The following is a 17,262-nucleotide window of genomic DNA, read 5'->3' as shown; positions in this document are numbered from 1 at the left end:
TATAATTCCAACTTTAATGAGGTGCCATCCAAATAAATTGCTTCCGATTCTGTGATTTTAATTTTCTGTTCTTCGGTAAATCCTATGGTTTCTCCGTGGTGCAGCGTTACATCTTGTTCTAAAACGTACTCAAGGATAGATAATAGAAAATCATATACTTCACTACCTTTCATATGTGCATCGATTATTTCTATTTCGGATTTACTGAACTCTTTCATCCCATATGTATAAGCACTGCTTTTCTTATCTCCATTGATAATCCCGATATACACCCACAGCTGAATTGGTAACATATCCTCCAATAAAAAATGAGCAAAATCAAGATAAAGATTTTTTGGGAGTAACAGTGTCGATGCACCTTGATATACCCCTATTGCTGTTTCAGACGTTCTCAAAATAGAAGCATTCACTTTAGTTAACAGAGAGTACCTTTCCACTGCCGATGTATTGTCAGCTAAAACTGAGACTATTGCATGCTGTGTATGTTTTTTTACCTCTTTCTCCGCATCTTTCCAAAGGTAAGAATAGCTGTACATGGATTCAAATTCTTCAGCGGGTATCGGCGCAGGCATCAACGCAATGACTACCCGTTCTTCGCCGATTTTAAATGAGGCAGTAGTATCATCGCCCTCGATCTGATCAACCGTAAGTCCCCAATATGATTTTAAATCCTCGATAACTTTCTCCAATGAATACCCGCTATCGCCTTTAAACATCGGCATAGATAAAATGAGCGGTGCTTTAGTTTCCATTTTTTTATTTTTTTTACCGAATGTGTTCTTCAAAATTCCCATGATATCTCCTTTCGCCAAGGTATTCAAAACCGATCGTAAGTGCGTTCATAATAGTAAATAAAAATGAATCGAGCTGACCGCTGCCGCAGGCATTCTGCGTTTGCCCGAAAGCGTCAAGCATTTCTTGGAAACCATCGGTGCTTAGTTTTTTAAACAGGCACTGCAATTTCGGATCGCGGCTCTTTTCCAATCAACAACCCCGCCGACGGATAAACCGCTTTCGGCTATCACGTCCTCCATTGTGGTTGCCGAAAATCCTTTTTCGAGAAATTTCCGTGCGGCTGCTTTTCTAATTTCCTTTTTTCTTTCTTCGGGAAGTAGTCGTGTTCTTTGCATATTTATGAACTTCTCTTTACCGAGAAAATCCTCGGTAAAGAGAAGTATATTCCAAGGGAAGAAATGTATCAAGCAGCTTACTTTTGGTTTGAATCAAGGTTTTTAAAAACTTTTTTGGGAAAGGGGCAGCAACCCTATCTAGCTTTTCTGTAAAAATCATTATTCGGCTACCGGTGTTCTTTTGTCTATTCAATCAGCAACCCCGACGCAGAGCATCAGGGCACAGTGCTATATGGCAAAGATATTCGTGTACAAGCCCTTCCTTGACAAACTTGGTCTGAAAGTTCCGTACAGCCTACTGTCAGCTTTGTTACAGGCTGCTGGAGAGAGCAGTTTTCTTTATTAAGTGGTGAACGGTTCCTCCATTGCCAAACCATTGCTCCTTTGAAAGGTCTGCAAGGCGTACGTGAAGCGGTAAACTTTTTGTTCGTGCCGAGAGACGGTGCACTTGTTCTTTCCTCAAAAACACCCTATGCCGATGTGAAAAAAGAAATGCCTCCCTTAAAGTATACAGCTGAAAAAATTAATAAATTCTTCACCATTAAGCAGGAACTTACCGCGGATGGCAGTGGTTCCTATTGCGGTCAGCTTTCTGAACGTACACGGAGGGAGACTTTCCTGCTTTCAAAAACTCCTGTTTGCGCTGATACTTTGACGGTGCCGGCTTTTCCTATTGTTTTAATCCAAAAGCCGCGGACACCGCCAATAAGCGGAATTACGTGAGGACCAATGAGCTGCCCCGGACCTTTCAGTTTAATCTGTACAACTTCGTTGCTGTACGGCAGAACATTCCCGGCTTGATCAAGGAGTTTTACAACACAGCGGACAGCATCAGGCATATCGGCAGAAAGTTTTGTCTCGTCAACAGTAAGGCTGAGCTCTGTTGCAATGGGATTAGCCGCAAGCCGGCGGGTGATACGCTCTGTACCGTTTATATATCCGGTAAAAACAGCATCTTCCCAGCTACCGCCCCACATACCGGCAAGGTTTTCGATAATAACAGGGGGATGCGGTAGACCGGGATAGCGGTCAACCGCCGGATAGAACAACCCTAAGTCTGTGCTGCCTACCGTAAGCCTGACTGCATCACAGTTTGTACAGATGACGAGCGGGGCTATTCCGCCGACGGCACGGTCTCCAACTGTGTAATGAGTGAGCGGTTCCAGTATTGGACGCACTTCTGCAGAAAGTTGGCTTGCATACGCATACGCTGCAAATTTCGGAATACGGAACATATCCATCACACCGTGATAGCAAATCCGGTCGCCTGAGCCGAAATTCGCATGGGTGTTATAGTCAAATGCACACCAACCGATTGCCCCGCATTTTTGCGGATCGAGGGCGGCAGCATTTTGTACGGCAAGGTGGAGCTGGGCGTGTTTTACCAGCCGCTCTTCTTGATCAAACCGTTTGGTAGGATACATGTGTCCGCCGAACTCCGTAATAAGGTAGGGAACCAGCTCCCCTAGTCCGCTTACCTCCCGCTGCGTTCTTAAAACCCATCCGGCTGTCTGTGAATCGGACGGTATTCCATGCGTACCGTAGGTAAAGTCATTCATGGTATAGACATCTTCAAAAAACTCGCTCTTTTCAATACAGCGGACACCGCCTGTTTGGCGATGCGGGTCAAGCTCATGTGCAAGTGCATTGGTACGCTGATAAAACGCTGTGCAATCAGGGGATTCATTGATGCGCACTCCCCACAGCACGATAGAAGGATGATTCCGATCCCGAATAATCATATCCCGGACATTCTGACAGCTGATATCCTGCCATGCGGAATCGCCGATATGCTGCCAGCCGGGGATTTCTTCAAACACTAACAGCCCAATTTCATCACAGCGGTCTAAAAAATAGGGGGATTGAGGATAATGGGATGTCCGCACCATATTGACACCCAGCTCATATTTGAGAATGTCGGCATCTTTTTGTTGCACCCGCTTTGGCATCGCATACCCGTTGTAGGGGAACGACTGATGGCGGTTCAACCCGCGCAGCTGAATACGTTTGCCGTTTAAGAAAAAGCCTTCGGGCGTAAATTGTGCGGTGCGGAAGCCGATCCGCGCAGATACGGTATCGGAAATAAAACCGTCTTCCCAAAGCGTTACTTCAACGCGGTACAGCTCCGGTTTTTCCACTGTCCATAAGCGGATACCGGTTAATTCGTCCATCATCAGCGATAGCGAATAATCCGGTACGGAAATTTCAATGCTCTTACTCAATTCAGCCCGTTTCCGGTTGCGGGAATCGTAGATCGCTGCCGATACATCAATGGTTTTAGGGATGCGTTCAGTATGAGCAATATCAACAGCAACCTCCAAAGCCTTCGTTGTTGCCGATACAAGCAGCGGCTGTGCATAGATTGATTTGATATAGCACTGCGGCACTGCCCGTAAACTGACATCCCGATATATACCCCCATAGCAAAGATAATCGATGGAACCGCCGAAAGGCGGTATATCGGGTCGTTCGGTAGAGTCAACGTATACCACCAGGAGATTGCGTTCTTCTTCACCATAGATAACCGCTTGGGTAATGTCGATGGAAAATGGCGTGTAGCCGCCCTTATGCTCACCGGCGCATTGTCCGTTGATAAAAACCTTGGCATAACTCATTACCCCTTCAAAATCAATAAAGAGGCGCATTCCTTCTAAATGCGGAGGTACTGCAAATTTTCTCCGGTAACAAGATTGAAACTGATAACTTTTTTCATCAAAATAATGATACGGCAGCTCCTTCACCGTATGAGGCAGCTGTACTTCCGTAAAATCTTCATTGCTGCAATCCGGTTCAAGATATTTTTCATCAAATGTATCTGCAAACTGCCACTGTTGCCAGAGAGGTATAATTGTCCGTGCCACCGTAGTCCTCCTCGAATTAATGCACATCCGAATAGTATAAGCAGCATACGACATCTATGCAAGTATGAATCCCTGCCTCGAAGGCAATCTGTGTATCAAAAGGTACAATCGGAACACCTTACGAAGCTATATGAAATTCTTTAGAAGCAGGCGGCAAGGTCTTGCTTAAAAAATTTGACATTTTGGGTAAATCCTTGTATCATTTTTTTATGAGTATTAGCCTTTATTCTCTGGGAGCCGCAGAGGAAGTAACCGGCTCAAAGCATATTTTGGATGTGGATGGATGTTTGTATCTTTTTGACTGCGGAGCATTCCAAGGGAAGCGGGCGGAGGCGGACAAAAAGAACCGCGATTTTAATGTTCCGGCAGATAAACTGACCGCTGCCGTACTTACCCATGGGCATTATGATCACTGCGGGCTGCTGCCGCTGCTCGGACTGCACGGGTTTACCGGGAATATCTATGCAACCCCCGCCTCACGGGATATAGCAAATCTTGTCTTGATGGATTCTGCCCGTATACAAGCGCGGGATGCCGAGTATCTCCAAAAGCAAGCGGTTAAAAGACATGAAAAATTTGATTGGCATCCGTTATTTACGGAAGATGATGTTGTGCAAACCATCAATCAGGTGGTTACGGTGTCCTATCATCGTCCGGTGTGGATTGGTCCGAATGTACAGCTGGAGTTTTTTGATGCCGGGCATATCCTCGGTTCGTCTATTGCGTTGGTTACTGCCAAGGATTCTTCCGGAAAAACAGTAAAGATTGCTTTTACCGGTGATCTCGGCAGAAAAAACAAATCGATTATCCGCGACCCTGACATTATTCCTTCTGTTGACTATATAGTAATAGAAAGTACCTATGGTAACCGCCGGCATGAAGACATTCACAATGCGCTGGAGATACTGAAGAAGGCTGTCAACGAGGCTGTTAAAACGAAAGGGAAAATTATTATTCCGGCTTTTGCCGTTGAGCGTACCCAAGAGCTGATCTATTATTTCCACTTGCTGGTTGATCAAAAAAAGATACCTCAAATTCCTATTTATGTGGACTCGCCGATGGCGGTGAATGCAACGACTATTTATCAGGTACATCCCGAATGCTTTGACCGGGAAACGCAGGAAGCCTTTGTAAAACATCATAAAAATCCATTCGGATTTAATGCCCTTAAATTTATTACAAGTGTTGATGAATCGAAGGCATTAAACGACTCGAATGAACCGATGGTGATTATCAGTGCCGATGGTATGTGTGAATTTGGGCGGGTAACGCATCACCTGGCTAATAATATTTCCAAGCCGTCTACTAAAATACTGCTGGTCGGATATATGGCGGAAAATACCCTCGGCAGAAGGATCAGGAACCGGGAGCCGGAGGTAAAGATATTCGGTGAATGGCATCAAGTGCGGGCTGAGATTTTGCAGATCAATGCATTCAGCGCCCATGCTGATTATACTGAAATAACCGATTGGCTGGATAGCCTTGACACAAGCTCGCTTAAAAAACTGTTTATGGTACATGGCGAACCTGATGCCCAGAGCTTCTTCCAAGCATACCTTAAAGAACATCAGTACGAGTCGCATATTATGAAATACGGCGATGTTATTGAGCTATAACGATGCAGATTATTACCGGTTTTCACGCGATTGAGGAATGGCTGCGGGCATACGAAGCAGCCGGAGTAAGAAATAAAACCGATTCCACCGGCAAGTCAGGGAAGGCTGGACAAGCCGGGGGACGGACAGACGCAGCTGCCGGAGAAGCCGGTAAAGCTACGGCACTCACTGTATTACAGGACGCGGCTATACAAGGCAGTATACACCGGTCAGCGGATGCTGCGAACCGCCGGACAGACAGTGCAAAACACACTGCGCTTCGACTGCTCTATGCCAAGCAAGGCCCGCGGGTGAAAAAAATTATTGCGCAGGCAAAGCTGTTAGGTGTTCATATTGAACAGCATACCATGCAGGAGCTGGATAGCCTTACTGCGCCGCTTCCGGAGTATTTGCAAAACCATCGGGGGATTCTGCTGATCGACGAACACCCGCAAGAAAAACGCCCGGCTCTTTCTTCCGATGCTCTGCTTGCCGCCCTCTGCGCCCGGGAAACAGCGCTGGTTGTTATCCTCGACTCCATCACCGATCCGCATAACACCGGAGCTATTATCCGCAGTGCAGATCAGTTTGGAGTTGATGCCGTAGTACTCCCCGAACGGAGAAGCGCTGGAGATGCGGAAACCATCGGCAAGATCAGTTCCGGCGCGGCTGCATGGGTGCCGCTGCTGTATACCGCGAACCTTGTACGCACGGTGGAAACCTTAAAGCAGCACGGCTTTTGGGTATTCGGTGCGGATGCCCGCGGCGAACCGCTCCCGCATACCGCTTTTCCTGCCAAAACAGTGTTGATTATGGGCAGCGAAGGCTCCGGTATCAGCCGCCTGCTTAAAGCCTCATGCGATTCCTTTACCGCAATTCCCACATCGGGAAAACTGGACAGCCTCAATGTTTCGGTCGCCGCCGGCATCCTCATGTACGAGGTACGCAGACAGCAGTATGGAGGATCGCCTGACAGCTAACGCCATTCACTCAGCTGATTATTAAACCTGCTCAGAAAGATCAGTTTCCGAACAGGTTTAATAGCCTAACGCTGCGTGAACCTCACACTGCGGAAACCTAACACTGTGCGAACCTCACGCTACCGCTTGATACACAGCGCTTGTACTTATTTGCTGCGCTGCTGCTTTATCTGCTCAACAGCGTAGTCCAGCGCCTGAGTAAAGAACTCTGCCGGCGGCTCTTTGATAAAGCCTGAATCCATCAGCTGCTGGGTAAGGGCACGGCTTTCGGCAATCTCCGCTTTTGCGCGTTTAAATGCTTCATCCCATGTCATTGTTGTGCGGGCAAGCCCTTCTTTAATAGCTTGCATTGCAACATCAGCTGCTTCAACGGCAAACACATCCTCGTCATCCATCTTAACAACGATATTTTCAGGATCAATGCCCTTCTTTTCCGAATAGTCGGCAATGGAGTGAGCACAGCAGATTGCCATACCGTCGGAAATCTTACGGGCGCGGACAAGCAGTGCGCCTTTCAAAATGCCGGGGAAGCAGACCGAGTTGTTAATCTGATTGGGGAAGTCGCCACGGCCGGTACCGGTAATAAAGGCTCCGGCAGCTTTTGCATCATGCGGCCAAATTTCAGGTACAGGATTTGCGCAGGTAAAGACAATCGGTTTATCGCCCATAGATGCAATCTGCTCTTTGGTTACCGTATTGGGTCCCGGTTTTGAGAGCGCAATCAGCACATCGGCTCCCTTTATCGCTTCATCAAAGGTATCAACCCGCTTGGGATTGGTTGCAAGACAGAGTTCCCACTTGCGGTAGTAGCGCTCATCGGCTTTAATATCCTCGCGTCCTGCATGGAGCGCCCCTTGAGAATCGCAAACAATCATCTTTGCAGGATCACCGCCGTCCTGTAAAATCAAACGGGCAATGGTAGTGTTGGAAGCGCCGGCGCCAAGCAGCACAATACGGCAGTCATGGATATTCTTTTTTGCAAGTTTGAGGGCATTGAGCAGCCCGGCGAGGGTGATACAGGCAGTGCCTTGTGCGTCATCGTGCCATACCGGAATGTCGCATTCCTCCCGTAGGGTGTCCAGTACTTTAAAGCAGTCCGGCTGCTGAATATCTTCAAGATTGACCGCTCCTACACTCGGCTCCAGCATCCGCACAAAGTCGATGATCTTATCTGGGCAGTGTTTTCCGGCGGGGAAGTTGTATTTTTTTTCTTCATGCGGCTTGATATATGAATCAATACAGATAGGATATGCGTCTACACCGCCTAAATACTTCATCAGCATACACTTACCTTCCATAACGCCAAGCCCGCCGGAAGGTGAACAGTCTCCGTCACCGAGTACCCGGGTGGAATCGCTGACGACAGCTACAAGGTTACCGCGATTAGACAGGGTAAACGAACTTTCGTGATTGTCCCGTATGCCGGTAGAAACAGCGGACACTCCCGGCGTGTACCAGACATTAAACCAGTTAAAGCCGTAGATACCGCATTTTGGAACGGTTTGCAATTTACCGCCGTAAAATTCATGGGCTAAAAGCGAGAGTTTCTTCAAAAAGAGGGTTTTGGCCGCTGCTTTCTCGTTTTCCGTAAAGTCGGAAGGGAAATTTTCCGTAATGTTGTGTAAATCTTTCTCAATAGTCTTCATACCGGATAGTGTATCACGGTTATGGGTACTCGGCAAGGTCAAAGAATCTAAGACACGGTTTTTCTTTTTGAGTAAGCAGATAAACAAACCTCAAAGACCGAACAATATCGGCAGCCCTCCAATATAGCGATGGAAAGTAAACCTGTTCGGAAACTTATGTTTCTGAACAGGTTTAGTACGGATATGTTATCATACCCGATACCGAACTCCGGCTAGAACTTTCCGCCGCCGAGTTTAAAGCTGAGATTATATCCGATTGAGCCTTTTGTAGCGGCAGAAGAACTCAGCGGATATGAGAAGGTTGGTCCTGTCCGCATCTGTACGAATTTAAAGATATTCCAATTCAAACTGAGCGTTGTCATGCCCTCTTTTTCAGTAATAGAAAACTGCTGAAAAAGGCTAGCCGTTAAGTCTTCTGTGCCGATCTTATTTTGGGAGATGGTAAAGGCAATGTAGTGCTGTCCCTTGTTTCCCATCGCGGTAATATCGCCGTACTTGCCGAGCGTAGGATCGGAGTAGCTTTTCGATTTGATTGCAGCTGCTGCGGCATCGGTGATGCGGTCTGCCGCCTTTGTGTCCGTATAACCGAAGCCGTTATAGTAATACTGCATCGCAAGCATAGTATGTGAGTCCGCATGGGTATAGGAACCTCCGAGGGTTGCTTGGAAGAAGGGCTTGTTCTTTACCGTATAGGCTGTCAGCTCATCATCATCTTTGTAATAGGTAATATCACTGCCCCAGGCAAATACTCCTTCAGCAAAGACGGCAACCTTACCCGCAATACTGCCGGAAAGTGTGGAGATAAGCCGCGGCGCTTTTTCGTACCGGTACCAGCCGCCAATTCCCCATTCCCAGTCTCCAAATACAAGCTCAGCCTTTGCCGCTCCTGCGGTGTACTGCGGTTTAAAACTTTCCGTGTCAGGCAACAGGTAGAGCCAAATATTATACTGAGTCCGCGGAATAACGATATGTGTGCGCAGTGAAACCGGTCCTTCCCGATCGGCAGTCGGTTTTTCAGGATCAATCCGGGATAGGTTGATTACATCAGCAGGGCTGTAAAAATAGCCGGTTCCCCACTTAACTGTATGTTTTCCAAATCTGAAAAACGCGATATCCTTTGTAGAAAAATCGGTATACAGCTCCCATATCTTCATATTGGGGGAACCGTTTATGCTAATCGGAATATCGGCTCCCTTAGGAGCAAGAGGTGATTTAGGCACAGATAGCGCTCCGTTCAGGCTCTTTTCAAAGGGAAACTCGAACATGAATTTACCATACAGCTTTAAATCCTGCACGGGGCGAGCATCAAAAAAGAGATTTGCCCCGATTGTAGGCCTCAGTTGAGCGATAGCAGGATTGAGAAAGGCTTTTTTTGCATCCGCTTTTTTACGGTAGGGATCAGTCCACAGATACCCCAATGTGAGTTCAGAGCTAAGATTTCCGCCAATCCGTACCGCCTTGCTTTCCAGCGATAACGAGACGTTTTTTAAATCACCATGAAGAGACATTCCTTCTTTCTTTGATTCGGCATTTGCCTCTTCAGGTGTGAGCACTGCGGCTTCCGTGTCTCCGCCGAACAGCTCATCCTCTAAACTTGCCGTACTATCTGCTTCTTGAGCAAATCCAATACCTGCAAGCGCCAGCACAACCAATAGCGCAGCTATTTTCTTCATATATTATTACCTCTTTCAATACTATTGGGCATCTTCTAAAAACTATACCTGTGTTTTTAGAAGATGCCCAAGTATAGATTTTAGCGGGTACCGATTTTATATTACGTATTTTGCAGCACAGTGCTTATGCTTTACGCAGATAAGCATCACGCAGTTCGCAAAAATAAACATAATGGAAGTCTTTTTTGGGATAGTAATCGATAATCACTTGAGGATCTAAGAATAAATCCATATCGAGCTGACTCCGGTACAGTTTTCGGCATGAGACGGTCAGTAAGGCTTCTTCAAAACCGATGACGGTATTGTCATGGTACACTGGTGTCAAACCAGCCTTTTCCGCTTTATCTCCATCCCGCCCCGATATGGTACCGCAGATTTTGAGCGCTTCCCGCATTTTTTCGTCAGCAGTATCTAAAATTGAAACACTCAAATAGTCTTCTTCTTCAGCAAATACCGCGGTATGCCGCTGGGGTCTGATAAATAAAACTGCGATAGGACGGTTCCATAAGTACCCGGCAAGTGCCCACGAGGCAGTCATGGTATTCCATTCGCCCGGCTCCGTACCGCGCCCTGCGCTTACGAGGACACCGCACTCAGCTAATGCAGAAAACGGCTGTATCACCTTATCAACGAGTTCCGGCGTTACCGGTAAAGATTCAAACATATATTCCTCCCACTCAAAATATGTAGCCAAGCCTTTCAAACAGCTTGTACTTTAGAAGATGCTTATTCCATACTAACAGAGGTATCCCTGCTTGAAAAAAACGAAACAGCAGCATAACCGATGAGACAAACTGTTGCAGAAACAGCCCTCATTGCAATAGGCTGGCAGACGCGCGGATAAAGGTAAACCACAGAACCGGCAACTAATCCGAGAATAAACCCGTACATCGGTGCAGGAAAGCGTTCCAGCAGAAATGCTATCAGCCGTGCTCCGGCAACCAGTCCCGCTCCGACACCAATAGCAATGGGAATCAGCAAGGGAATATTAAAGTCTGCAACAGCCTGCAGCACCGTTGGATATACGCCGAGAATCAGCAGCACAAATGAGCCGGAGATGCCCGGAATCAGCATGGCAACCGCGGCAATAGCCCCCAGCACTGCTAATTTTACGGCAAAACCGCTCGAAAACGCAGTGACCACAGCGGCGGTCTGTACACCGCGCTTCTGCAAAAAGAACATACCGAGCATCAGTGCAAGCCCCACAGCCCCAGCGCCAAGTGTTCCATACAGCCATCCCGACACAGCAGCGCCGTTTTCTGCGGTAGGCAGACCTGCACGGACTTTCTTGAACAAAAACGGCATACTTCCTACCACAATCCCGATAAAAAAAGAGCTTGTTTGCGCCGGATATGCCGTATAGAGCATGGTTATCACCTTTGCAAACAGGAGGATACCCGCACCGATACCAAGCCCCAGACTGAGAATATCCTTCCAATTTTGCTTCATTCGTGCAAGATTGAGCGAACTCAGGGTGATCAATGTATCATAGACATTGCAGATAACCGCAATAGTACCGCCGGAAACCCCCGGCACAACATTGGCAATACCGATAAAGATACCGATACCGAATAACTTTATAAGTGAAATCATAGTTACATTATTCATAAAATGCCGGTAATTGCTAGGCTATTGGGCATCTGGAGATGTCTCAAAACTTGGTTACTTTTTCGACGTCCCCGCGAGTTTTCAATTATTCGGCAGTACACACACGGTTCCGCCCCGCTTCTTTTGCACGGTAGAGCGCCTCATCTGAGCGTTTTAAGATATCCTGTACCGCATCGTTGTGTGTACAGGGAACCAAGCCCATTGAGCAAGAAACCGCCAGTTCGGGCTGCTCTTTAAAGCGGATGGCATTCACCGCTTCGCACACGGCGGTACAGAGCGTTTTAGCCCGCTCAAAAGAGCCGCTGATGATAAAGCAAAACTCATCGCCGCCGTACCGGATCAGCGTATCTTGATGATCAAACTTCTCTTTAAACACATCTGTGATGGCGATGAGGATATTGTCGCAAAACACGCTGCCGTAGGTTTTATTCAAGGTACCGAAGCGGTCAACATCAACCATAGCAAAACTAGCCCCCACCGTGTCTGTACTACGGCGGATAATATTCTCGATATTATCATCGAGATAGCGCCGGTTAAACAGTCCGGTAAAGGAGTCGGTAATGGCACGTTTTTTTGCATCATTACCCCACTGAATGACCTGCGTTAAAAAGCTGTTTGTTTTAAGCAGGCGGGACACCGTACTCGAAAGCATCTGCTGCAAAATCGATACGGCAATGAGAGGATCATTTACAATAATTTGCGAAAAATCCCGCGCTTTGAGCATAAAACACGCGGTATTCCCCACTGCGGTACAGGTAGCGGAACGGGCTGTCTGCTCCAACAAGGACATTTCGCCAAAAAAATCACCGGAGCGCAGTCTGCCTAATTCAATATTTTCCTCCCCCGACTTAACCGAGATGGATATACCGCCCTGCACAATAATAAAAAGCTCAGAGCCGATCTCCCCTTCGTATACAAGGGTTTGCCCAGCTTCAACTTCACAGTAAAAAAGGGACGAAAGAACAACTGCCATTTGATCGGCTGTAAGCCGCGAAAAGATCGACGTCTTCTGCAAAACTTCGAGCCAGCGCTGTTTTACTTCAAGCATTATAAATCCTCCGGAAATAAGATCATTGAGCCGCCGCGCTGTCTGCCGGTTAGAGGCATTCCGGAACACTTTGTTACAATATCCGTATATTCTTTTCCGTGTTCAGGAAAAAGCACAACACCAAAGCTCATGCTTAAAAAGAATTTTTCGCCTTTTAAAAGATGAGAAATATCGAGTGTCTCCAATTCTGTTTTGATTTCCTCTGCAAAGGTACGGGCTGCTTCTCTATCCGCATGCCGGTGGGTGAGAACAGCAAATTCATTCCCTTCATACCGAGCCAAAATAGAGGATTCGGAAAATTTCTTTTTGAGATAGCCTGCGATAAAGATGAGTGCGGAATCACCTACCTCGTGTCCAAAGGTATCGTTGATCTGCTTAAAATTATCAGGCTTCATCATAATGAGCGCAAAAGGCTCCTTGCAAAACTCTGAAAAAGCTTCTTCCAGATAGGTGCGGTTAAAGAGTCCTGAAAGTTTATCGCTATATACTTGATTGCGCAGTTCCCGCACAACAGGGGAGTTTTCTTTAATGAGCATATTTGCAGCTCGGGTGCGCTGGGAGGTAAAGATGAGCAATGACTGAAAAATATGCGCAAGTATACGGGGATGATCATAAAAAACCGTTTCAAGCGGCTGTCCGTCTTTCGGAAATTCCAGCAAACGGGTCTGCCCCTTTGCAATTGCAAAGGCATCATGCGGTTGTCCTGTTAGCAATGCTATTTCGCCAAAGAGTTCGCCCGCTACAAATTCTGCCAATACGGTTCTTTTATCAGGTGATAGAACTTCAACGGTACCGTTCAGCAGCAGATAAACCCTTGATCCGTTTTCTTCAGGTGTAAAAATAACACTTCCGTCTTCAAACTCAATAAATTGAGTATGCTGCATAATTTCACTGATTTCTTCATCAGTCCATCCTGAAAAGAACGTAGTCTTTTGTAAAAATGTTTTTGCTTGAAGAGCCAAGCCGTCTGATAGTTGTGATTCCTGCATACCCTTTAGTATAGCATAAAAAATTATAAAAAGCATAGAGATTGAGTAAAAAATATCTGAGTAAATCAACAACTCCGGCACGGCATGTGAACATTCGACCTATTCGATAACTGCGTTTTCGAATAGGTCAACGAGTTCTAAATCGCACAAATGGCACGATTTAGAACATCGCATTTCAGGGTAGCCTGTTCAGTAGCATAAATTTCCGAACAGATTTATTAAGTCTCTGCACGAATAAGAGCTGTAACGTAAAAAAATAGAGTGTCAAGCGTCTGCTACGGCTGTTTTATATCTTATTGTTAAACACCGTTGACAATCTGTTTCTGTTTGGATATATTTTTTCATATCAAACAACTGACGACACCGTCAATTATTTGATATGGAGGTCTATTCTCTATGAATGATACAAAAAAGCCGCAGGAGAAAAGCGCTGCAAAGGAGCGACAATCCCCGGCAAATGCTACAGAGGAAAATCCGGCACGGGGAGAAAAGACACCGCAGCAGCAGGAACGAAATCCGGCAAAGCAACAAGCCATTAAGCGGCTGTTAAGCTATGCGGGAAGCAGCAAAGGGCTTTTGCCACTGTCGCTGGTGCTTTCCGCTTTAAGCGCACTCGTCAGTTTTGTGCCGTACATTATGGTGTTCTTTGTGATGCGCGATGTGATTTCCGCAGTTGCGGCAAAAGAAGCGGTGAACGCAGCAGCTCTTGCACGCTATGGGCTGTGGGCGGTCGGTGCTGCGGCGGCGGGCTTTGTGCTGTATTACGCGGCGCTCATGCTTTCACACGCGACAGCATTTACCATTCAGCAAAACCTTTCGATACGGATGGCGGAAGCGCTGGCAGACCTGCCCATCGGCTGGCATATTACGCATGTCAGCGGCAAGGTGCGCAAGGTGTTTGAAAAAAATGTTAATCAGCTTGAAACGCTCATTGCTCATAATATGCCTGACACCGCACAGAACATGGTCTCTCCTTTTGCGATACTCGCCCTTACACTGGTATTCGACTGGCGGCTCGGGCTGATTTCTCTTTTACCGCTTGTGCTTGCGTTTGTTCTGCAAGCTGTTTTAATGCGGATTAGCACCAACTCAGGGTTTATGCAAAAGTATGAAGACGCGCTTGAGCAGATGAACAACGCGGGTACCGAATATGTACGCGGTATTTCGGTTGTCAAAACCTTTAATCAGTCTGTGTATTATTTTAAAAACTTTTACACCTCGATTATGAACTATAAAGAGTTCGTTCTCCAATATTCGATGTCGTGGGAAAACGGCTATTCGATTTTTTTATCGCTCATTAAACTCGGGTTTGTCTTTTTACTTCCGGCAGCGTTATTGATGGCTGGGGCAGCAACGCTTGATCCGCATTTTTTTTACAGCTTTGTGTTCTACCTCGCCTTTGCACCAGTTACCTACACGATGCTGATGAAAGTTATGTATGCAAACACGTTTTATCAACGCTCAAACGATGCGCTCAACCGTATCGAAGATATTTTGCAAGCACCGCTGACCAAAGAACCGGAAACATCCATACTGCCTGAAAAATATGATATTGCATTTAACGAGGTAGTATTTTCATATAAGACGGAACCAGCTGCCGCCTCTGCAAAGACCGTGCCGGAAACGATGAAAACAGGAGAGACTGCCGCAGCGCACAACAACAGCGAGGGAGGAGCTGCTGCATCCAACGCAGCAGAAAAAGACTGTACCACGGCTAGAGGCACTGCCGACAGCACCAGCCTACAAGCCCAGAGCCGCACCGCGGTAAACGGTATCACACTCAGCATCCCCGAACATTCGCTCACCGCACTGGTCGGTCCTTCAGGGGGCGGTAAAACCACACTGGTGAATTTACTCGGCCGCTTTTGGGAAGTTGATGCAGGAAGTATCAGCATCGGCGGCGTTGACATCCGCGATATAAAAACACAAGACCTGCTGCACACCGTCGGTTTTGTATTCCAAGAGAATAAGCTTTTTAAGGAAAGCATTTTAGAAAATATCCGCTACGGCAAAAAAGATGCAAGCCGTGAAGAGGTAATGGAAGCGCTCCGCAAAGCTGAGTGTATGGACATTATCGAAAAACTCCCCGCCGGTATCGACACGGTGTACGGCACCAAGGGCACATACGTCTCAGGAGGAGAAGCCCAGCGGCTTGCCATCGCCCGTGCCTTATTGCAAGACGCACCTATCATCGTGCTGGATGAAGCAACCGCCTTTGCCGATGCCGAAAACGAATACAAAATCAAAAAGACCTTCGACGTACTGCTCAAAGACAAAACCGTCATCATGATTGCACACCGCCTGTCCTCAGTCGTAAACGCAGATAAAATCTGTGTTATAGACGAAGGCAAAATCGCAGAAGAAGGCACCCATAAGGAACTGCTTGCGCGGAAGGGTTTGTACGCAAGTATGTGGGACAATTTCCAAAAAGGCATCGAGTGGAAAGTGTGAATCAGGGGAGGAGAAAATGAGTTTAGGAGATAATTTTAGGAAGCCTGAGGGTTTTATCGGTAAGCTGATTGTCGCGGGAATGAATTCAGGACATACGCGCATGGCGGAATGGGGCTTCTCGCATTTGGATGGAAAAATTTTAGGCAGCGGTCTTGATATCGGATGCGGCGGAGGCGCAAATGTCAAACGATTGCTTGAGCGCGGCTGCGAAGAGGTAACCGGCATTGATTATTCCGATGTCTGTGTTGCGCAATCAACGAAATGCAATAAGGCGTACATCGAACAGGGAACCTGCCGTATACTGCAAGCAAGCGTTTCTTCCATGCCCTTTAAAAACGATTCATTCGATATTGCGACGGCATTCGAAACGGTTTATTTTTGGCCGGAAATAGAAACAGCGTTTAAAGAAGTGTTCCGCGTGCTCAAAAAAGGAGCGCACTTTTTTATCTGCAACGAAGTAGACGGGCTTCATAAAGGCGATGAAAAATGGACGAAAAGAATCAGCGGTATGAAAATCTATACCGGTGAACAGTTGAGCGCACTGCTGACTTCGGCAGGCTTTACCGGTATACAAACCGACTCGCTTTTTGCAAAAAGGTATCTGTGTGTAACAGCGCGGAAAGGGTAAATAATGGGTAATTTCTGAAAAGGCTCCGGAAGTGCATATATAAATTCTTGATTGTGCATATAATTCAATGTTATAATATGCCTGTATGGAGGATGTTTATGAGAACGACGCTTGATCTGTCCGCTCCTTTGCTCGAAGAGGCAATGGCGTTGACAAAAATTCGGACAAAAACAGAGGTTATCACACGTGCGCTTGAAAATTTGATCCAAAAAGAGAAAGTGCAGCAGCTGAAAAACTATTACGGAAAAATTGATTTAGATATCGATTTAGATGCGCTGAGAAAAAGGATATAAAATGGTACTGGTGGATACCTCCGTTTGGATAGAATATTTTAAAGGAACCGGACGCGCAGCTGTGCTTAATGAACTCATCAATAACAACGCGCTTTGTATCAATAACCTTGTGCTGGCAGAGCTGATTCCTTCAATTAATCTGAAAAAAGAATCTGAATTGAAGCGGCTCCTGCTTATGATTAATCAAATAGATATCGAAATAGACTGGGGCGAGATTATCGATATGCAAACTAAAAACCTATTAAACGGTATAAATAAAGTCGGTATTCCCGATCTAATAATTGCTCAAAATGCGATTAATAATGATCTTTTTTTGTTTTCATTTGATAAACATTTCAGCCTGATGAGTGATTTGTTTGG

16 protein-coding genes are annotated in these 17,262 nt (G+C 46.5%); 6 read left to right on the top strand and 10 right to left on the bottom strand.

The window, feature by feature from the left end:
• From ACTTJ8_RS09370 to ACTTJ8_RS09355, 4 genes are all read right to left on the bottom strand, one after another.
• On the bottom strand, positions 1 to 794 hold a 794-nt coding region (locus ACTTJ8_RS09370), incomplete at its 3' end, for a DUF4261 domain-containing protein (protein WP_442721021.1).
• Positions 766 to 984 carry a hypothetical protein gene (locus ACTTJ8_RS09365; RefSeq protein ID WP_442721022.1) on the bottom strand — a complete coding sequence of 73 codons (219 nt, stop codon included), beginning with the start codon at positions 982 to 984 and terminating at the stop codon, positions 766 to 768. The genes ACTTJ8_RS09370 and ACTTJ8_RS09365, both read right to left, overlap by 29 nt.
• The gene (locus tag ACTTJ8_RS09360; protein ID WP_442719409.1) at positions 936 to 1,130 is read right to left on the bottom strand and encodes a TetR/AcrR family transcriptional regulator; all 195 of its coding nucleotides are present in this window, start codon (positions 1,128 to 1,130) and stop codon (positions 936 to 938) included. The genes ACTTJ8_RS09365 and ACTTJ8_RS09360 overlap by 49 nt, the downstream gene beginning before the upstream one ends.
• 584 nt (positions 1,131 to 1,714) lie before the next feature.
• A complete protein-coding gene (locus tag ACTTJ8_RS09355; protein ID WP_442721020.1) occupies positions 1,715 to 3,991 on the bottom strand; it encodes a glycoside hydrolase family 2 protein in 2,277 nt (758 codons plus the stop codon).
• A 209-nt stretch (positions 3,992 to 4,200) separates the two neighbouring features.
• On the opposite strand from ACTTJ8_RS09355, the gene ACTTJ8_RS09350 reads away from it, so the two are divergent.
• Positions 4,201 to 5,607, top strand: coding sequence for an MBL fold metallo-hydrolase RNA specificity domain-containing protein (locus tag ACTTJ8_RS09350; protein ID WP_442719411.1), 1,407 nt, complete (start codon positions 4,201 to 4,203; stop codon positions 5,605 to 5,607).
• A gap of 2 nt (positions 5,608 to 5,609) precedes the next feature.
• A complete protein-coding gene (gene rlmB / locus ACTTJ8_RS09345) occupies positions 5,610 to 6,566 on the top strand; it encodes a 23S rRNA (guanosine(2251)-2'-O)-methyltransferase RlmB (protein WP_442719412.1) in 957 nt (318 codons plus the stop codon).
• Between the two features lie 146 nt (positions 6,567 to 6,712).
• On the opposite strand, the gene ACTTJ8_RS09340 is transcribed toward rlmB, so the two are convergent.
• The 6 genes from ACTTJ8_RS09340 to ACTTJ8_RS09315 form a co-directional block, all read right to left on the bottom strand.
• Positions 6,713 to 8,212 (bottom strand): NAD(P)-dependent malic enzyme, encoded by a 1,500-nt coding sequence (locus ACTTJ8_RS09340; protein WP_442719413.1) that lies wholly within the window; start codon positions 8,210 to 8,212, stop codon positions 6,713 to 6,715.
• A gap of 212 nt (positions 8,213 to 8,424) precedes the next feature.
• Positions 8,425 to 9,885, bottom strand: coding sequence for a hypothetical protein (locus tag ACTTJ8_RS09335; RefSeq protein WP_442719414.1), 1,461 nt, complete (start codon positions 9,883 to 9,885; stop codon positions 8,425 to 8,427).
• Between the two features lie 124 nt (positions 9,886 to 10,009).
• On the bottom strand, positions 10,010 to 10,549 hold the full coding sequence (locus ACTTJ8_RS09330) for a flavin reductase (RefSeq protein WP_442719415.1): 540 nt from the start codon (positions 10,547 to 10,549) through the stop codon (positions 10,010 to 10,012).
• Positions 10,550 to 10,611: 62 nt separating this feature from the next.
• Positions 10,612 to 11,478 carry a DUF368 domain-containing protein gene (locus ACTTJ8_RS09325; protein ID WP_442719416.1) on the bottom strand — a complete coding sequence of 289 codons (867 nt, stop codon included), beginning with the start codon at positions 11,476 to 11,478 and terminating at the stop codon, positions 10,612 to 10,614.
• 100 nt (positions 11,479 to 11,578) lie between these two features.
• Positions 11,579 to 12,541: a GGDEF domain-containing protein gene (locus tag ACTTJ8_RS09320; RefSeq protein WP_442719417.1), complete on the bottom strand. Its 963-nt coding sequence runs from the start codon at positions 12,539 to 12,541 to the stop codon at positions 11,579 to 11,581.
• A complete protein-coding gene (locus ACTTJ8_RS09315; RefSeq protein WP_442721019.1) occupies positions 12,541 to 13,530 on the bottom strand; it encodes a diguanylate cyclase domain-containing protein in 990 nt (329 codons plus the stop codon). Before ACTTJ8_RS09315 ends, ACTTJ8_RS09320 begins: the two co-directional genes overlap by 1 nt.
• A gap of 396 nt (positions 13,531 to 13,926) precedes the next feature.
• On the opposite strand from ACTTJ8_RS09315, the gene ACTTJ8_RS09310 reads away from it, so the two are divergent.
• The 4 genes from ACTTJ8_RS09310 to ACTTJ8_RS09295 all read left to right on the top strand — a co-directional run.
• A complete protein-coding gene (locus ACTTJ8_RS09310) occupies positions 13,927 to 15,981 on the top strand; it encodes an ABC transporter ATP-binding protein (protein ID WP_442721018.1) in 2,055 nt (684 codons plus the stop codon).
• 16 nt (positions 15,982 to 15,997) lie between these two features.
• The gene (locus tag ACTTJ8_RS09305; protein WP_442721017.1) at positions 15,998 to 16,609 is read left to right on the top strand and encodes a class I SAM-dependent methyltransferase; all 612 of its coding nucleotides are present in this window, start codon (positions 15,998 to 16,000) and stop codon (positions 16,607 to 16,609) included.
• Between the two features lie 98 nt (positions 16,610 to 16,707).
• A complete protein-coding gene (locus ACTTJ8_RS09300) occupies positions 16,708 to 16,902 on the top strand; it encodes a type II toxin-antitoxin system VapB family antitoxin (protein ID WP_442716526.1) in 195 nt (64 codons plus the stop codon).
• Between the two features lies 1 nt (position 16,903).
• A partial coding sequence (locus ACTTJ8_RS09295; protein WP_442721016.1) for a PIN domain-containing protein occupies positions 16,904 to 17,262 on the top strand: 359 nt, incomplete at its 3' end.

The organism is Treponema sp. (assembly GCF_052169735.1).
Classification (GTDB): domain Bacteria; phylum Spirochaetota; class Spirochaetia; order Treponematales; family Treponemataceae; genus Treponema.
The sequence above is the reverse complement of the archived record's forward strand: the minus strand, read 5'-3'. Positions and strand labels throughout refer to the sequence as shown.